17 protein-coding genes and 1 pseudogene are annotated in these 16,091 nt (G+C 73.4%); 8 read left to right on the forward strand and 10 right to left on the reverse strand.

The window, feature by feature from the left end; translation table 11 throughout:
* Nucleotides 1–172: 172 nt before the first annotated feature.
* From AMK16_RS09945 to AMK16_RS09955, 3 genes are all read left to right on the forward strand, one after another.
* Nucleotides 173–1,444 (forward strand): magnesium transporter MgtE N-terminal domain-containing protein, encoded by a 1,272-nt coding sequence (locus tag AMK16_RS09945; protein ID WP_073912001.1) that lies wholly within the window; start codon nt 173–175, stop codon nt 1,442–1,444.
* 163 nt (nt 1,445–1,607) lie between these two features.
* Nucleotides 1,608–2,114, forward strand: coding sequence for a DUF1003 domain-containing protein (locus tag AMK16_RS09950; RefSeq protein ID WP_073913544.1), 507 nt, complete (start codon nt 1,608–1,610; stop codon nt 2,112–2,114).
* Nucleotides 2,115–2,156: 42 nt separating this feature from the next.
* Complete coding sequence (locus AMK16_RS09955; RefSeq protein ID WP_073912005.1) at nt 2,157–3,326, forward strand: Mrp/NBP35 family ATP-binding protein; 1,170 nt, start codon at nt 2,157–2,159, stop codon at nt 3,324–3,326.
* Between the two features lie 75 nt (nt 3,327–3,401).
* Here the strand turns inward: AMK16_RS09955 and AMK16_RS09960 are convergent, their stop codons facing one another.
* The 5 genes from AMK16_RS09960 to sigE all read right to left on the reverse strand — a co-directional run bounded on the left by AMK16_RS09960 (nt 3,402) and on the right by sigE (nt 7,649).
* Entirely contained in the window at nt 3,402–4,133 is a 732-nt protein-coding gene (locus tag AMK16_RS09960) for a hypothetical protein (RefSeq protein WP_073912008.1), read from the reverse strand.
* A gap of 136 nt (nt 4,134–4,269) precedes the next feature.
* Complete coding sequence (locus tag AMK16_RS09965; protein ID WP_073912011.1) at nt 4,270–4,716, reverse strand: sec-independent translocase; 447 nt, start codon at nt 4,714–4,716, stop codon at nt 4,270–4,272.
* 117 nt (nt 4,717–4,833) lie between these two features.
* Nucleotides 4,834–6,159 carry a S1C family serine protease gene (locus AMK16_RS09970; RefSeq protein ID WP_073912014.1) on the reverse strand — a complete coding sequence of 442 codons (1,326 nt, stop codon included), beginning with the start codon at nt 6,157–6,159 and terminating at the stop codon, nt 4,834–4,836.
* A gap of 54 nt (nt 6,160–6,213) precedes the next feature.
* Nucleotides 6,214–6,873, reverse strand: a complete 660-nt coding sequence (locus tag AMK16_RS09975) for a zf-HC2 domain-containing protein (protein ID WP_073912017.1) — start codon at nt 6,871–6,873, stop codon at nt 6,214–6,216.
* Nucleotides 6,870–7,649: an RNA polymerase sigma factor SigE gene (sigE, locus tag AMK16_RS09980; protein WP_199885398.1), complete on the reverse strand. Its 780-nt coding sequence runs from the start codon at nt 7,647–7,649 to the stop codon at nt 6,870–6,872. Before sigE ends, AMK16_RS09975 begins: the two co-directional genes overlap by 4 nt.
* A gap of 178 nt (nt 7,650–7,827) precedes the next feature.
* Here sigE and AMK16_RS09985 point away from each other — a divergent pair, with 178 nt between their 5' ends.
* Nucleotides 7,828–8,490: an O-methyltransferase gene (locus AMK16_RS09985; RefSeq protein ID WP_073912023.1), complete on the forward strand. Its 663-nt coding sequence runs from the start codon at nt 7,828–7,830 to the stop codon at nt 8,488–8,490.
* A gap of 196 nt (nt 8,491–8,686) precedes the next feature.
* On the opposite strand, the gene AMK16_RS09990 is transcribed toward AMK16_RS09985, so the two are convergent.
* On the reverse strand, nt 8,687–8,854 hold the full coding sequence (locus tag AMK16_RS09990) for a DUF3117 domain-containing protein (RefSeq protein ID WP_003966491.1): 168 nt from the start codon (nt 8,852–8,854) through the stop codon (nt 8,687–8,689).
* 332 nt (nt 8,855–9,186) lie between these two features.
* On the opposite strand from AMK16_RS09990, the gene AMK16_RS09995 reads away from it, so the two are divergent.
* Entirely contained in the window at nt 9,187–9,990 is an 804-nt protein-coding gene (locus AMK16_RS09995; RefSeq protein WP_073912026.1) for an enoyl-CoA hydratase/isomerase family protein, read from the forward strand.
* An 82-nt stretch (nt 9,991–10,072) separates the two neighbouring features.
* On the opposite strand, the gene AMK16_RS10000 is transcribed toward AMK16_RS09995, so the two are convergent.
* Nucleotides 10,073–10,663 (reverse strand): DNA-3-methyladenine glycosylase I, encoded by a 591-nt coding sequence (locus AMK16_RS10000; protein ID WP_073912029.1) that lies wholly within the window; start codon nt 10,661–10,663, stop codon nt 10,073–10,075.
* Nucleotides 10,664–10,671: 8 nt separating this feature from the next.
* Nucleotides 10,672–11,076, reverse strand: a complete 405-nt coding sequence (locus AMK16_RS10005) for a DivIVA domain-containing protein (RefSeq protein ID WP_443333547.1) — start codon at nt 11,074–11,076, stop codon at nt 10,672–10,674.
* 82 nt (nt 11,077–11,158) lie between these two features.
* Between AMK16_RS10005 and folP the strand changes: the two genes are divergently transcribed.
* A complete protein-coding gene (folP, locus tag AMK16_RS10010) occupies nt 11,159–12,019 on the forward strand; it encodes a dihydropteroate synthase (protein ID WP_073912035.1) in 861 nt (286 codons plus the stop codon).
* 306 nt (nt 12,020–12,325) lie between these two features.
* On the opposite strand, the pseudogene AMK16_RS10015 reads toward folP, so the two are convergent.
* Both AMK16_RS10015 and dapE read right to left on the reverse strand, forming a co-directional pair.
* Nucleotides 12,326–13,087, reverse strand: a pseudogene (locus AMK16_RS10015) (TIGR00730 family Rossman fold protein); the annotation flags it as partial.
* Nucleotides 13,088–13,151: 64 nt separating this feature from the next.
* A complete protein-coding gene (dapE, locus tag AMK16_RS10020; RefSeq protein ID WP_073912038.1) occupies nt 13,152–14,231 on the reverse strand; it encodes a succinyl-diaminopimelate desuccinylase in 1,080 nt (359 codons plus the stop codon).
* Between the two features lie 86 nt (nt 14,232–14,317).
* On the opposite strand from dapE, the gene AMK16_RS10025 reads away from it, so the two are divergent.
* Together AMK16_RS10025 and AMK16_RS10030 are read left to right on the forward strand one after the other, a co-directional pair.
* A complete protein-coding gene (locus AMK16_RS10025; protein WP_443333548.1) occupies nt 14,318–15,361 on the forward strand; it encodes a hypothetical protein in 1,044 nt (347 codons plus the stop codon).
* Between the two features lie 226 nt (nt 15,362–15,587).
* The gene (locus AMK16_RS10030; RefSeq protein ID WP_073912042.1) at nt 15,588–16,016 is read left to right on the forward strand and encodes a hypothetical protein; all 429 of its coding nucleotides are present in this window, start codon (nt 15,588–15,590) and stop codon (nt 16,014–16,016) included.
* Nucleotides 16,017–16,091 lie beyond the last annotated feature (75 nt).

Genomic DNA, 16,091 nt, shown 5'->3' on the forward strand with positions numbered 1-16,091 from the left:
GTGCCTCTCGTCGTCGTGGGCGGGCAGCAGGCAGCGTACCCGGCCGTGGACGCGGCGCCCCCGGCCCCCCGCGGGGTCCCCGGCCGGACGGCCCCACCAGGACGCTTGCCCGGGGCACGGGCTAGCCTGAGGGGCGGCAGGACTGTTGATTGACGCTCTAGGAGGCGCTCGGATGGCTGCAGGCGCCCCGCGGATCTTCGTCTCGCATCTGTCGGGTGTGCCCGTGTTCGACCCCAACGGCGACCAGGTCGGCCGGGTCCGCGACCTCGTCGCGATGCTGCGCGTCGGCGGCCGCCCGCCGCGACTGCTGGGACTGGTCGTCGAGGTGGTCAGCCGGCGGCGCATCTTCCTGCCGATGACCCGGGTCACGGGGGTGGAGTCCGGGCAGGTCATCACCACCGGCGTGGTCAACATGCGGCGCTTCGAGCAGCGGCCCACCGAGCGGCTGGTCCTCGGTGAGCTGCTGGACCGCCGGGTGCAGCTGGTCGCGGACGGCGCGGAGGCCACCGTCCTGGACGTCGCCATCCAGCAGCTGCCGGCCCGCCGGGACTGGGAGATCGACAAGATCTTCGTGCGCAAGGGCAAGGGCGGGGCGCTGCGCCGGCGCGGCGAGACCCTGACGGTGGAGTGGTCGGCGGTCACGGGCTTCTCGCTGGAGGAGCACGGGCAGGGCGCGGAGAACCTGGTGGCCACCTTCGAGCAGATGCGTCCGGCCGACGTGGCGAACGTGCTGCACCACCTGTCGCCGAAGCGGCGTGCCGAGGTGGCCAGTGCCCTCGACGACGACCGGCTCGCCGACGTCATGGAGGAGCTGCCCGAGGACGAGCAGGTCGAGATCCTGGGCAAGTTGAAGGAGGAGCGCGCCGCCGACGTCCTGGAGGCGATGGACCCCGACGATGCGGCCGACCTGCTCTCCGAGCTCCCTGAGGACGACAAGGAGCGACTGCTGACGCTGATGCAGCCGGACGACGCGGCCGACGTGCGGCGTCTGATGTCCTATGAGGAGCGGACGGCGGGCGGTCTGATGACCACCGAGCCGATCGTGCTGCGGCCGGACGCGACGGTCGCGGACGCGCTGGCCCGCGTACGGCAGGCGGACCTGTCGCCGGCGCTGGCGGCGCAGGTGTACGTGTGCCGGCCGCCGGACGAGACGCCGACGGGGAAGTACCTGGGCACGGTGCACTTCCAGCGGCTGCTGCGGGACCCGCCGTTCACCCTGGTCAGCTCGATCGTGGACACCGGTCTGCCGCCGCTGCGGCCGGACGCCTCGCTGCCGGTGGTCACCAGCTACCTCGCCGCCTACAACATGGTCGCGGTGCCGGTGGTCGACGAGAGCGGTTCGCTGCTGGGCGCGGTGACGGTGGACGACGTGCTGGACCACCTGCTGCCGGACGACTGGCGGGAGACGGACTTCCATTCCGAGGAGGCCGTCAGTGGCCACTGACCGGGGGCGCGGCGAGCAGGCGCGCGAGCGGCGGCGCGAGCAGATCCGCGAGCGGCGCGAGCAGGCGCGGCTGCAGGCGCGCGAGCACGGGCTCGCGGCGGAGGCGGCCGAACGTTTCGCCGAGCGCGCGGCGAAGTCGGGCCCCGGCTCGGGGGCGAGTGCGCTGACGCGGTCGAGGGTCCGCCTGGACCAGCCGAAGGCGCCGCGCCGCTCGCTGCTGCCCGAATACGACCCCGAGGCCTTCGGGCGGCTCTCGGAGCGGGTGGCGCGCTTCCTCGGCACGGGGCGCTTCATCGTCTGGATGACGATCGTCATCATCGCCTGGGTGCTGTGGAACATCTTCGCGCCGGAGCACCTGCGGTTCGACCAGTACCCCTTCATCTTCCTGACGCTGATGCTCTCCCTCCAGGCCTCCTACGCCGCTCCGCTGATCCTGCTGGCGCAGAACCGGCAGGACGACCGCGACCGCGTCAACCTGGAGCAGGACCGCAAGCAGAACGAGCGCTCCATCGCCGACACGGAGTACCTGACGCGGGAGATCGCGGCGCTGCGGATGGGTCTGGGCGAGGTCGCCACCCGCGACTGGATCAGGTCCGAGTTCCAGGACCTGATCAAGGAGATGGACGAGCGGCGGCTCTTGGCGCCGGAACGTGACGAAGGCGACCGCTGACGGCCTTACCGGAGCCGTGCTACCGAGCCGTACCATCGGTGCATGGCTACCGACACAACCCCCGCCGACGCCGCCGCCGTGCCCGATCAGGACGCGGTCCTGGACGCGCTGGCGACGGTGAACGACCCCGAGATCCACCGGCCGATCACCGAACTCGGCATGGTGAAATCGGTGGAGATCGGCGACGGCGGCGCGGTCGCGGTCACCGTGTACCTGACCGTGTCGGGCTGCCCCATGCGCGAGACCATCACCAAGAACGTCACCGAGGCCGTCGAGCGCGTCGCCGGCGTCACCTCGGTCGCCGTCACGCTGGACGTGATGAGCGACGCGCAGCGCAAGGAGCTGGCGGCGGCGCTGCGCGGCGGGACCGCCGAGCGCGAGGTGCCCTTCGCCCAGCCCGGCTCGCTGACCCGCGTGTACGCGGTCGCCTCGGGCAAGGGCGGCGTCGGCAAGTCCTCGGTCACGGTCAACCTGGCCGCGGCGATGGCGGCGGACGGCCTGAAGGTCGGCGTGGTCGATGCGGACATCTACGGTCACAGCGTGCCGCGCATGCTGGGCGTCGAGGGCCGGCCCACCCAGGTCGAGAACATGATCATGCCGCCGTCGGCGCACGGCGTGAAGGTCATCTCCATCGGCATGTTCACCCCGGGCAACGCCCCGGTCGTGTGGCGCGGTCCGATGCTGCACCGGGCGCTCCAGCAGTTCCTGGCGGACGTGTTCTGGGGTGACCTGGACGTCCTGCTGCTGGACCTGCCGCCGGGCACCGGTGACATCGCGATCTCGGTGGCCCAGCTGGTGCCCAATGCCGAGATCCTGGTCGTCACCACCCCGCAGCAGGCGGCGGCCGAGGTCGCCGAGCGGGCCGGTTCGATCGCCGTGCAGACCCACCAGAAGATCGTCGGTGTCGTGGAGAACATGTCGGGCATGCCGTGCCCGCACTGCGACGAGATGGTGGACGTCTTCGGCTCGGGCGGCGGCCAGAAGGTCGCCGACGGGCTGACCAAGACGGTCGGCGCGAGCGTGCCGGTGCTCGGTTCGATCCCGATCGACGTGCGCCTGCGCGAAGGCGGCGACGACGGCACGCCCGTGGTGCTGTCCGACCCGGACTCCCCGGCCGGCGCGGCCCTGCGGGCGATCGCGGGCAAGCTGGGCGGCCGTGCGCGCGGCCTGTCGGGCATGTCGCTGGGCATCACCCCGCGCAACAAGTTCTGATCTGCCACGGTTACGCGAAGGGCGCCGCTCGCCGAGCGGCGCCCTTCGCGTAGCCCCCGTGACCCGGCCGCGTGCCTACTCGTAGGCGGACAGGTCGCCGATGACGCAGAAGCCGAGGCCGTAGGCGCTCATGCCGCGCCCGTACGCGCCCAGGTGCACGCCCTGCGCGGTGGAGCCGGCCAGGACCCAGCCGAACTCCGACTCGCGGTAGTGGAACGTCGTGGGCTCCCCGTCGACCGGCAGGGACAGCGTCGACCAGTCCTCGCCCTGGAGGTCGTCGGCGAGCTCCCAGGCGGCCTCGGTCTGCTGGTCGAGCCAGTCGCTGCGCAGCGCGTGGTCCATCTGGCCGGGCCAGCTGTAGGCCAGCAGCCCGGAGCCCGCCAGCCAGGCGGCGGACGCGACCGAGGTGGCTTCCAGGGTGCCGGTGCCGTCGGCGCTGCGGCGCACGGGGTTGCTGGCCACGGTGACGACCACCGCGAAGCGTTCCTTCTCGCCGGTGGCGAGCTCGCCGCGGGCGGAGGGCTCGTCGCCGTGGCCGGTGGATCCGTGCTCGACGGTTCCGTCGGCGGCGGCGCCGACCTGCATGAGCCAGCGGCGGCCCGTGAAGGCGCCGTCCAGCCCGTACCAGGGGAAGTCCGCGGCCAGGAACCCCTCGGCCGTCCGGCGGCCCACCGGACGGCCGAGGGGTTCCTGGGGCTGCGCGGGGGTGCTGGCCCGCGCTTCCTGGGCGGGTGCGGCGGATGCGGCGGCCGGGGCGGGTGCCTCGGCGGTCTGCGCCCCTACCCGGCTACTGCTCGTCGTCTCCATCTGAACGGCCTCTCGTTCCTCGGGTCCGAAGCGGCCCTCCCCCACGCTTCACCGGGGGGACCCCCGTCCTCGGGCGTCCTGGATCCGGACTCATGGAGGATAGCCATCCGACCCGGGATCACCGGGCAGGCCGCGCTCAGGTGGCGTCGGCGTCGAAACGGGAACGCTGGTCGGCGACGGGCGCGGCGGGCTTCTTCAGCAGGTCCGCACCGGTGGCGGCGACGGGCGCGGCGGCCTGGCCGCCGCCGGGCGCCGGGCCCGGCTCCTTGCCGTTGACGGCGTCGGTGACGTCGTTCAGCTCCTTGCGGAGGTCGAAGCTGCTGCGGAGCTCCTTGAGGTCCTCGTTCTCGGTCAGCTGCTTGCGGATGAAGTTCTTCGGGTTCAGGTCCTCGAACTCGAAGTCCTTGAACTCCGGTCCCAGTTCGGACCGGATGTCCTGCTTGGCGCTGTCCGAGAACGCGCGGATCTTCCGGATCACGCCCGTGACGTCCTGGATGACCTTGGGCAGCTTGTCCGGGCCGAAGATGAGGATGGCGAGCACCACGATCGTGACCAGTTCGAGTGCGCCTATGTCGTTGAACACCTTGCCGCTCCTCGGCTCTCTTCACTTCGGGCCCCGACACACGGTACCCGGCGTTCTCCGCGGGCCCGTACCTGCGTACCGCCCCGATACCGCTTTCACCCGGACGTCACCGCCCGCTCACGAGCCGTTCGCCGATCCGAGCACCAGTTCCAGGGTGCGCTCCCGGCCCTCCCGCAGCACGGTCAGCGTCAGCGGATCGCCCGGCCGGTGGGCCCTGACCTTGATGATCAGCTCGTCGGCGCCCCGTACGCGTCGGCCGTCCACCTTGGTGATCACATCCCCGGCCCGGACCCCGGCCCGGGCTGCGGGCCCGTCGGCGACCACGGCGGGCTTGCCGTCCTCGCCCTTCTCGCCGACGCGGGCTCCATCGCCCGTGTACTGCATGTCGAGGGTGACCCCGAGGACGGGGTGCGTGGCGCGGCCGGTGCGGATCAGCTCCTCGGCGACCCGCTTGCCCTGGTTGACCGGGATGGCGAAGCCGAGGCCGATGGAGCCTCCCTGGCGCGTCGGGTCGTCCTTGTCGGCTCCCCGGATCGCGCTGTTGATGCCGACCACGTGCGCCTCGGCGTCGAGGAGCGGGCCGCCGGAGTTCCCCGGGTTGATCGGGGCGTCGGTCTGCAGGGCGTCGACGTAGCTGATGTCGCTGCCGTCGCCCTTGTCGCCGCCCGCGGTGACGGGCCGCCCGGTGGCGCTGATGATCCCGGCGGTGACGGTGTTGGACAGGTCGAACGGGGCGCCGATGGCCACCACCGGGTCGCCGACCTTCACGTTCTCGGAGTTGCCGAGGCTCAGGGGCCGCAGCCCGCGCACACCGCCGACCTTGACCACGGCGAGGTCGTAGCCCGAGTCGCGGCCCACCAGCTCGGCCGTGACGCTCTCGCCGGTGCTGAAGGTGACCGCTATCTCCCCGGCGCCGGCGACCACGTGGTTGTTGGTCAGGATGTGCCCCTGCGCGTCCAGGACGAACCCGGTGCCGGTGCCGCTGCCCGTCGTGCCGCGCACGTGCAGGGTGACCACCCCGGGCAGGGCGGTGGCCGCGATGCCGGCGACGGACTCGGGCGCGCGGCCCTGGTCACGGGCGGCGGCGGCCTGGGGCAGTTCCAGGCGGGTGTTGCTCTGGCGCTCTGCGAGCACGCCGAGGTATCCGCCGGCGCCGCCTGCGAGCAGGGCCGTCGCCGCGGCGAAGACCGCCACGTGCCACAGCCGGAAGCCGGCGCCGGGCCGGCCCCGGTCCACGGCCTGCAACGGCCGGACGTCCCACGGGTCGTAGCGCACCCCGGGGCCCGGCACCGGGGCGTGGTCCTCCTGCTGCGGCTCCTGCCCGGGGGCGCCGCTGCCGCCCTCGTCCCGGGGTGGGGGCACCCCTGCGCGGCGGGTGTCCGCCGCGGGCTCGGGCCGGCTCCACCACTGTGGAGCCGGATCGGTCTGCTGCCTGTCGGTCATGGGCGCTCCCCGCGTACCTCTGCGCATGTGCCGCAGATTCAACCAGGTCGGGGGTCAGCGCAGCAGGGAGACCGGACGGGCCGACGCCGCAGGAGAGGGACGCAGCGGCGGCAACGGGGTCGCGAGGGTCGACAGGAGGCTCGGAACGGCGGCCGGGGTCGGCATCCGGTCGCGGGCGGAGGCATCGGCCACGGACACGGCGGGGCCGGGCCGGGAGGCGGGTGCGGGGACGTCGCCCCGCGCGTTGGGATCCACCGTCTCCAGCGGCAGCGCGCCGCCCAGCGCGATCGCGGCCAGCGACACGGCGCCCGCGGCGACGAAGGCGAACCGGCGGCGCGGGCGGCCCACCTCGTGGATCCGGAAGCCCTCCTGCGGCGCCGGGGAGGCCGCCGTGGGCAGGGCGTAGGCGAACGCCTCGAAGGGGTCGGCTCCGGCGGAGCCCTTCGCTCCGACGGGGCCGGACGGCCCGTCGGGGCCGCCGGCCGGCAGTCCCTGGAGCCGGGCGAGCAGCCCGGCGGACAGCGGCGGCGGCGCGCTCTCCACGAACATGGTCTTCAGGCGGCGCTGGGCATCGGCTTCCGCCTTGCACCGGGCACAGGTGGCCAGGTGGGCCAGGACCCGCTCGCGCGCATCGTCCTTCAGTTCCCCGTCCACCAGGGCGGCGAGCCGGTCGCCCAGGTGCTGTTCGGCGGGGGACGGACCGACTCCGCTCACTCCGTCCCACCCTCTCCGCCGGCGCCCGGCACGCCCACCGCCACTCCCGCCAGCGCGCGCTGCTCCGCGCGGGCCTCGGGAGACCGGTGCTTGAGTGCCTTGCGCAGGTGCGAACGGCCGCGGTGGATACGGCTGCGCACGGTACCGAGCTTCACGCCGAGCGTGGCGGCGATCTCCTCGTAGGACAGTCCTTCGATGTCACACAGCACCACGGCGGCGCGGAACTCGGGGGCGAGGGTGTCCAGCGCCTGCTGGACGTCCGCGTCGAAGTGCGTGTCGTGCAGGACCTGCTGCGGGGACGGCTCGCGGCTGGGCAGCCGCTCGGCGGCGTCGTCGGCGAGCGCGTCGAAGCGGATCCGCTGCTTGCGGCGGACCATGTCCAGGAACAGGTTCGTGGTGATGCGGTGCAGCCAGCCCTCGAACGTGCCGGGCGTGTAGGTGGACAGCGACCGGAAGACGCGGACGAAGACCTCCTGCGTCAGGTCCTCGGCATCGTGCTGGTTGCCGGTCAGGCGATAGGCGAGACGGTAGACCCGTGCACTGTGCGTGCTGACGATCTCCTCCCACGTGGGAGGCGTCCACGCCTGCGAGCCCGCATCGGCGGCAAAGGTCGCGGTGGTTGCGGTGTCGGCGGTGTGGAAACGGTCAGCAATGACGGTCACGGATTTCGGCTCACCCGCCGACCAGAAGAGGCGTCTCAGTACGCCCCCACGATCCACAGGCGCAGCCGCACCTCCCCTGTCGGCTCTGGTGGTGTCCAGTGGAGTCCCTACCATAGCCACCCCCTCCGTCAGCTCCGTATAAGCGTTTTTGCATGAACTTTGCACGGGTCCGGGCTCCGGAGCGGTCCGGGGCTGTCGATCTGCCCGGCACCGTCCCTTCTTATCCCGCCCACACCCCTCACAACGCCCGGTCCCATCTGCGGGTTCCCGACGCCAGCGGATACAGTCACCGTTGCGCCAACTATGGGGACAGGAGAGGGTCATTACCGGCAACCGGCAGACGAGCTGGGCGTTCGCCGACGCGTTTGTCGCCGAGGACGACGCTCTGCGATGGGCCCGTGACCGGTCCAGGGAAGCGGGCCTGCGCTCCGTCTCCCCCGGCACCGGGGCCGCGCTGCGCCTGCTCGCCGCGACCGCGGACGCCAAGGCGGTCGCCGAGATCGGCACCGGGACCGGTGTTTCCGGCATCCACCTGCTCCACGGGATGCGCCCCGACGGAGTGCTGACCACGGTGGACCCCGAAGGGGACCGGCAGGCCTTCGCCCGCCAGGCCTTCCGCGCCGCCGGCTTCGCGGGCAACCGCGCGCGCTTCATCCCCGGCCGGGCGCTCGACGTACTGCCCCGCCTCGCCGACGGCGGGTACGACCTCGTCTTCTGCGACGGCGACCCGGCCGAGTCCCTCGACTACCTCGCCGAATCGTTGCGTCTGCTGCGGCCCGGGGGGCTGGTGTGCTTCGAGGGGGTCTTCTCCGACGGCCGTACGGTCGACTCGACGGCCCAGGCCGTGGAGGTGCTGCGCGTGCGGGAGCTGCTGCGCAGCGTCCGGGAGAGCCCGGCCTTGGAGGCCGCCCTGCTCCCGGTGGGCGACGGCCTGCTGTGCGCCGTGCGGCGCTGACGCCGTCGCCGGCCGCACCGGGCGCGCGGACCGGGGGCCCGCGGTCGGCCCGGCGGGGTCCGGCGGCGCGTCTTCCTCGGCGGTCACTGCGACCGACCCGGCCCGGCCCCGGACGCAACGCTGCCCCGACCGCTCGTCGCGGTCGGGGCAGCGCAGAGAATGCAGGTGGTGAAGTGCGGTCAGCTCCCCCGGGGGGTCAGCCGACGACCTTCTTCAGGGCGTCACCCAGGGCGTCCGCCTCGTCCGGGGTCAGCTCGACGACGAGCCGACCGCCGCCCTCGAGCGGTACGCGCATGACGATGCCCCGCCCCTCCTTGGTGACCTCGAGCGGGCCGTCGCCCGTCCGCGGCTTCATGGCCGCCATGCTCGTTCCCCTTCCTGAAACCAGCTCATCGTCAGCCGACGGCCCCATTCAGGCGCCTAGTACCCGGCATCGAACACATTGCTTCCCAGCCATTATCCCGCATGTCAGGACCCGATGACCAACATCACCCGGGAACGGTTGGGCAACGCGCTCGGCCAAAACCACTCATTTCGGGGACCCGCCTGCGATACTTCGCCGCCGCCTCCCGGGAACGGCCTCCGGTTTCTTTGACGCACATCACATGTGCACGTCCCGCCCCGTCCGCCATGCTGGCCCTTGCACCGGCCGGTACCGGCCGGTAGCCATCCCGCGACGAAGGGGGACCCCCCGCCATGGCCGACAGCGTGCTCTACGAAGTGACCGACGGACTCGCCACCATCACGATCAACCGTCCGGACGCGATGAACGCGATGAACACCGAGGCCAAGGTCGCGCTGCGCGACGCGGTCCGGGCGGCGGCCGGGGACACCGCGGTCCGCGCCGTCCTGCTGACCGCCGCCGGCGACCGGGCCTTCTGCGTGGGCCAGGACCTCAAGGAGCACATCGGGAACCTGGCGGCCGACCGCGAGACCGGTTCCCGCCTGACGATGAGCACCGTCGCCGAGCACTACAACCCCATCGTGCGGGCGCTCACCGAGATGCCGAAGCCGGTGGTGGCCGCGGTGAACGGCGTCGCGGCCGGGGCGGGCTTCGGTTTCGCGCTGGCCGCGGACTTCCGGGTCGTCGCCGACACCGCCTCCTTCACCACCTCGTTCGTCGGGGTGGCGCTGACCGCCGACTCCGGGGTCTCGTGGACCCTGCCCCGCCTGATCGGCGCCTCCCGCGCCAGTGACCTGCTGCTCTTCCCGCGCTCGGTGAAGGCGCAGGAGGCGTACGAGCTCGGCATCGCCAACCGCCTGGTGCCCGCCGGTTCCCTGCGCGCCGAGGCCGAGTCCGTCGCCCGGGCCCTGGCCTCGGGCCCCACGGTCGCCTACGCGGCGCTGAAGGAGTCCCTGGCCTACGGCGCCTCGCACTCCCTCGCCGAGTCGCTGGAGCGCGAGGACGTCCTGCAGACCCGCGCGGGGGCCTCCGAGGACCACTCCATCGCCGTGCAGGCCTTCCTGGCGAAGCAGCCGCCGCGGTACCTGGGCCGCTGAACCACCCGCCCGCGGCGGGCAGTGCCGTCCGTCCCGCGGACCCGGACCCGCACCTCCGCGGACGGCCCCGCCGCGGCCCGGCTCAGGCCGGGTCGCGCGCGGCGCGGTCCGCCAGGTCGCGCGAGGCGCAGTCCGCCAGGTGGTCGTTGACCAGGCCGCAGGCCTGCATCAGGGCGTAGGCGGTCGTGGGCCCCACGAACCGGATGCCGGCCTTCTTCAGGGCCTTGGCCAGGGCGGCCGACTCCGGGGTGACCGCGGGGACCTGGGTGAGCGCCCGCGGGGCCGGGCCGGGCTCCTGCGGGGCGTGGGACCAGATCAGGGCGTCCAGCTCGCCCGGCTGCCAGCCCGCCAGGACCTTCGCGTTGGCGAGCGTCGCCTCGATCTTGGCCCGGTTGCGGATGATCCCCTCGTCGGCGAGCAGCCGCTCGGTGTCCCCTTCTCCGAAGGCGGCGACCGCCTCGATGCGGAAGTCGCAGAAGGCCTTACGGAATCCCTCCCGGCGGCGCAGGATCGTCAGCCAGGACAGCCCCGACTGGAAGGCCTCCAGGCACAGCCGCTCGTACAGCGCGTCGTCGCCGTGGACGGGGCGGCCCCACTCGCCGTCGTGGTAGGCGACGTAGTCCTCGGTGGACAGCGCCCAGGGGCAGCGCAGCAGCCCGTCCGCGCCCGCCATTGCAGCGCTCACCGCTGCTCACCCTTGCCCAGGTCGACGTGCCCGGGCGCCTCCGCCGGCCCGGAGGGCGCGTCCGCGGGGGCGCCGCCGCGGGTGCCCGCGGAGCCGTCCTCGGGGGTGGCGGGGGTGCGCGCCGCGGCCGTCAGCTGCGCGATCCGCGCGTCCCGCTCGGCGAGTTCCGCCGCGAGCCGTTCCAGTACGTCGTCGACCTCGGCCATCCGGTAGCCGCGCGGCGCGACCGGCAGCCGCAGCGCGTCGATGTCCTCCCGCACGACGGGCCGGGTCTCCGGCAGCGCGTCGGCCACCCGGTCCGGCTCCGCTTCCGGCAGGACGGCCTGCGAGCCGCCTCCGATCACCGCCAGGGTGACCGCTGCCACGACCACGACCAGCGCGATCATCAAGAAGAAGAACACGATCAACTCCCCTGAGAGACTCCGGCCACCAGGTTAAGGTCGCTGGCGAGGCGCGAGGGCCGCCGAAGGAGGAAAGAGCAGGATGCTGCGACTGGGCAGGCGCGAGTTCGACACCCACGAGCCGGTGATCATGGCCATCGTGAACCGGACTCCGGACTCCTTCTACGACCGGGGTGCGACGTTCCGCGACGAGCCCGCGCTGGAGCGGGTCGAGCAGGCCGTCGCCGAGGGCGCCGCGATCATCGACATCGGCGGGGTCAAGGCGGGCCCGGGCGAGCACGTGGACGCGGCCGAGGAGGCCCGGCGCACGGTCGGCTTCGTCGCCGAGGTCCGCCGCCGCCACCCGGACGTGGTGATCAGCGTGGACACCTGGCGGCACGAGGTCGGCGAGGCCGTGTGCGAGGCCGGCGCGGACCTGCTGAACGACGCGTGGGGCGGGGTGGACCCGGAGCTGGCCGTGGTCGCCGCCCGGTACGGCGCCGGACTGGTGTGCACCCACGCGGGCGGCGCCGAGCCGCGCACCCGGCCGCACCGGACCGCCTACGAGGACGTGATGGAGGACATCCTGCGCGTGACGGTCGGGCTCGCGGAGCGGGCGGTCGCGCTGGGCGTGCGCCGGGACGCGGTCATGATCGATCCGGGGCACGACTTCGGGAAGAACACCCGCCACTCGCTGGAGGCCACGCGCCGGCTGGAGGAGATGACGCGGACGGGCTGGCCGGTGCTGGTCTCGCTGTCGAACAAGGACTTCGTCGGCGAGACCCTCGACAGGCCGGTCAAGGAGCGCCTGCTGGGCACCCTGGCCACGACGGCCGTCTCGGCCTGGCTGGGCGCCCGGGTCTACCGCGTCCACGAGGTCGCGGAGACCAGGCAGGTCCTGGACATGGTGGCCTCGATCCAGGGCCACCGGCCCCCGGCGGTCGCCCGCCGCGGCCTGGCCTGACCGCCCGGCGCCGTACGGACGGCGCCGTACGGGCGGCGCGGGCGGGGCGGGTCGTGCGCGCCGCGTGCGCCCTGCGCCGCGCTTGCGAGACGAGCGGCGGCCCCGGACGGCCCGGGCGGTGAGGCGGGGCCCCGAAACCGGGCGCAGGGGCGGGGGCCCGGCACGGGCCGGGCGCAGGGGCGGGGGCTCAGGCGGAGCCGGACCGGACCGGAGACCCGGCCCCGCCCGCCTGGCGGCCCGCTAGTCGCCGGTCTCCCGGGCCGCCTCTTCGGTGGCGGCGAGGACGGCCCGCTCGTTCGTGCCCTCCCCGACCTCCTTGCTGACCAGCGTCACCGCTTCCTCCACGTCGTCCGTGACGTGGAAGAGCATCAGGTCGAACTCGGACGCCTTGCCCTGCGCGATCACCGTGTTCTTCAGCCAGTCGATCAGACCGCCCCAGTACTCCGTGCCGAACAGCACGATCGGGAACCGGGTGATCTTCCGGGTCTGGACCAGGGTCAGCGCCTCGAACATCTCGTCCAGCGTGCCGAGGCCGCCGGGCAGGACCACGAAGCCCTGGCTGTACTTCACGAACATCGTCTTGCGGACGAAGAAGTAGCGGAAGTTCAGGCCGAGGTCGACGTGCTCGTTCAGTCCCTGCTCGAAGGGGAGCTCGATGCCGAGGCCGACCGAGATGCCGCCCGCCTCGCGGGCGCCCTTGTTGGCCGCCTCCATCGCGCCCGGACCGCCGCCGGTGATCACGGCGAAGCCGGCGTCGACGAGCGCGCGCCCGATCCGCACGCCCGCGTCGTACTCCGCCGATCCCACCGGGGTACGGGCCGATCCGAACACGCTGATCGCCGGCGGCAGCTCCGCCAGCGTGCCGAACCCCTCGATGAACTCCGACTGGATGCGCAGGACCCGCCAGGGATCGGTGTGCACCCACTCGGAGGGCCCGTCCGAATCCAGCAGCCGCTGGTCCGTCGTGCTGCCGCCCGCCTGGAGCTGGCTCCGCCTCCTCAGCACCGGCCCGAGCTGCTGCTCCTCGGGCCGACGAGCGTACCCGCCGGGATTGCCGTGGTTGCCCATGATGTGCTCCCTCCTGCTGATCGTTGGATCAGGGTAGGCGCACAGAGGTGACGAGAAGCGGAATTCAGGAGGTCAGCCAGGCGCGGAGTCGCTCCTCGCAGTGCAGGATCGCCTTCGTCCCCACGCGTTCGTCGACCTTGTGGGCCAGCAGGGCGTCGCCCGGGCCGTAGTTGACCGCCGGGACACCGAGCGCGCTGAAGCGCGACACGTCCGTCCAGCCGAACTTCGGCATGGCGTGGCCCCCGACGGCCTCCATGAAGGCCGCGGCGGCCGGGTGGGACAGGCCGGGGAGGGCGCCGGGCGAGGAGTCGTCGACCACGAAGGCGTCGATGTCGCAGTCCGCGAAGACCTCGCGGACGTGGGCCAGCGCGTCGGCCTCGGTGCGGTCCGGGGCGTAGCGGAAGTTGACCGTCACCGTGCACGCGTCCGGGATGACGTTGTTGGCGACGCCGCCCTCGATGCGGACGGCGTTGAGGCCCTCGTGGTACTCCAGGCCGTCGATGACGGGCCGGCGCGGCTCGTAGGCCGCCAGCTTCGCCAGGATCGGGCCGGCGGAGTGGATGGCGTTGGAGCCCATCCAGCTGCGCGCGGAGTGGGCCCGCTCTCCCCTGGTGCGCAGCAGGACCCGCAGGGTGCCCTGACAGCCGCCCTCGACCTCGGCGTTGGAGGGCTCCAGGAGCACGGCGAAGTCCCCGGTGAGCCAGTCGGGGTGGGCGGCGGCGACCTTGCCGAGGCCGTTGAGGTCGGCCGCGACCTCCTCCTGGTCGTAGAAGACGAAGGTGAGGTCGCGGTTGGGCTCGGGGACGGTGGCCGCGATGCGCAGTTGTACGGCGACCCCGGACTTCATGTCGGTCGTGCCGCAGCCCCACAGGACGTCGTCCTCGTCGAGGCGGGAGGGGACGTTGTCGGCGATCGGCACGGTGTCGAGGTGGCCGGCGAGCACGACGCGCTCGCCGCGGCCCAGGTGCGTGCGGGCGACGACGTTGTTGCCGAGGCGGTCCACGGTCAGGTGCGGCAGGGTCCGCAGCGCGTGTTCCACGAGGTCGGCGAGTACCTTCTCGTCGCCGCTCACGGACGGGATGTCGACGAGCCGGGCGGTCAGCTCGGCGGCGTCCAGGGTGAGGTCCAGCTCGGATGGGGACATGGACCCGACCCTAACCCCACGGGCCGCGGCGCGGCCCGCCCGTCCGGCCGCCGGACGCGTCATATGCCTCAAGTACGGTGGGCCGCGTGTCCGAGATCCGTGATCCCCGCCCCCGTCGCCGCAGGCCGCTGCGCGTCGCCGTCGGTCTGCTCGTCCTGCTCGGGGTGATCGGCTACTTCGTGGTCCAGAAGTACTCCGACGGCGGCGCGGGAGCCCCGCACTGCACGGCGGCGGCTACCGGCGCCGCGGGATCGGGATCCGCCACCGCGGTGCAGACGTACGAGATGAGCCCGGAACAGGCGGCGAACGCGGCGACGATAACCGCCGTCGGCATCTCCAAGGGGCTGCCGGACCGGGCGGTGACGATCGCGCTGGCGACGGCGATGCAGGAGTCGGCGCTGCGCAACCTCGACCACGGCGACCGGGATTCGCTGGGCCTGTTCCAGCAGCGCCCCTCGCAGGGCTGGGGCACGGCGGAGCAGATCATGGACCCGGTGTACTCGGCCGGGATCTTCTACGACCGCCTGGTCGACGTGCCCGGCTACTCGCGGCTGCCGCTGACGGTGGCGGCGCAGAAGGTGCAGCGCAGCGGCTTCCCGCAGGCGTACGCCAAGCACGAGACGGACGCGTCGGTGCTGACGGCGGCCTTCGGCGAGAACGGCACGCTGTCCTGCTCGGGTCCGGCGCCGCTGCAGGGCGATCCGGAGAAGGTCAGGACGGAACTGGGCCGGGCCTTCGGCAAGGAGGCCGTGGGCGGGGTGCGGGGCGGTGAGCCGGCCGGACGGACGGAGGCCGGCGGCACCGGTGGCAGCGGCAGCGGCAGCGGCAGCGGTGGATCCGGCCGCGGCGGGCCGAGTGCGGCCGGCGGATCCGGTGAGGCCGAGATCAGTCTGCGGCTGAAGCGGGACGGCGGGCCGGGCGAGCAGCGCCGGGGCCGGGCGATGGCGCACTGGGCGGTGGCCCGGTCACAGGAGCTGGGCATCTCCCGGGTCTCGTACGACCTGTCGTCCTGGGTCGCGGGCCGCCAGGGCGGCCAGTGGCGGCCCACCGCCGGCGGCGGAACCAAGGGCGGCCGCACGGACCCCATGGGCCCGGTGCCGGACGAGGTGCGGATCTTCATCGCCCGCTGAGACCCGGTCGCGCGTGCGAAGGGGTCACTCCTGCGGGGGTGGCGTGCGCCGGCGCCCCCAGGGGTCACGGACGGACAGAAGGCCAGGTCGGCGGGGAATCAATGCGCTTGTCGCGGAAGCCGATTAAACGATGCGTTACCCATCCTTTACCCGTCCTGTCCGCAACTCCACCCGGGTCCCGAGCGGTTGTACACGGCGTACTCAGCCGCTACCGCTTAGGAGCATCATGTCCCTCCCCCTGACCCGTCGGATCGCCCGTGCCGCGCTGCTCGTCGCAGCCGGGGCAGCGCCCGTGGTCGGTGCGGCCGGCGCGGCCAGCGCTGCGGGCCTGGAGTCCGTGCCGCAGCTGGGCGCGCTCACCGCCCCTGACGCCACGGGCGCCACGGGCGCCACGGGTGACGCCGCCGCCGTCGCCGGCGACACCGCGGCCGCGGCCACCGGTACCGTCGCCAAGGCCCTCCCCGCCGCTCCGGCCCCCGATGTGGCCGCCACCGCGGGCGGCCTCCTCGGCGGCCTGCCGGCCGCCAAGGACCTGCCGGTGCGCGAGCTGCCCGCGGGCGACGCCCTGCCCGGCGGCGTCGCGGGTGGCCTGCCGGGCGGTCTGCCCGACGGCCTGCCCGGCGGTCTCGCGGGCGGTCTGCCGCTGGGCGGCTGATCACCGCGGGAACACCGAGGGGGCCGGGAGCACGAACTCCCGGCCCCCTCGGGCTTGTCCCGCGCAGACCCGCCG

The organism is Streptomyces sp. CB00455 (assembly GCF_001905445.1).
In the GTDB taxonomy this organism is placed as follows: Bacteria; Actinomycetota; Actinomycetes; order Streptomycetales; family Streptomycetaceae; genus Streptomyces.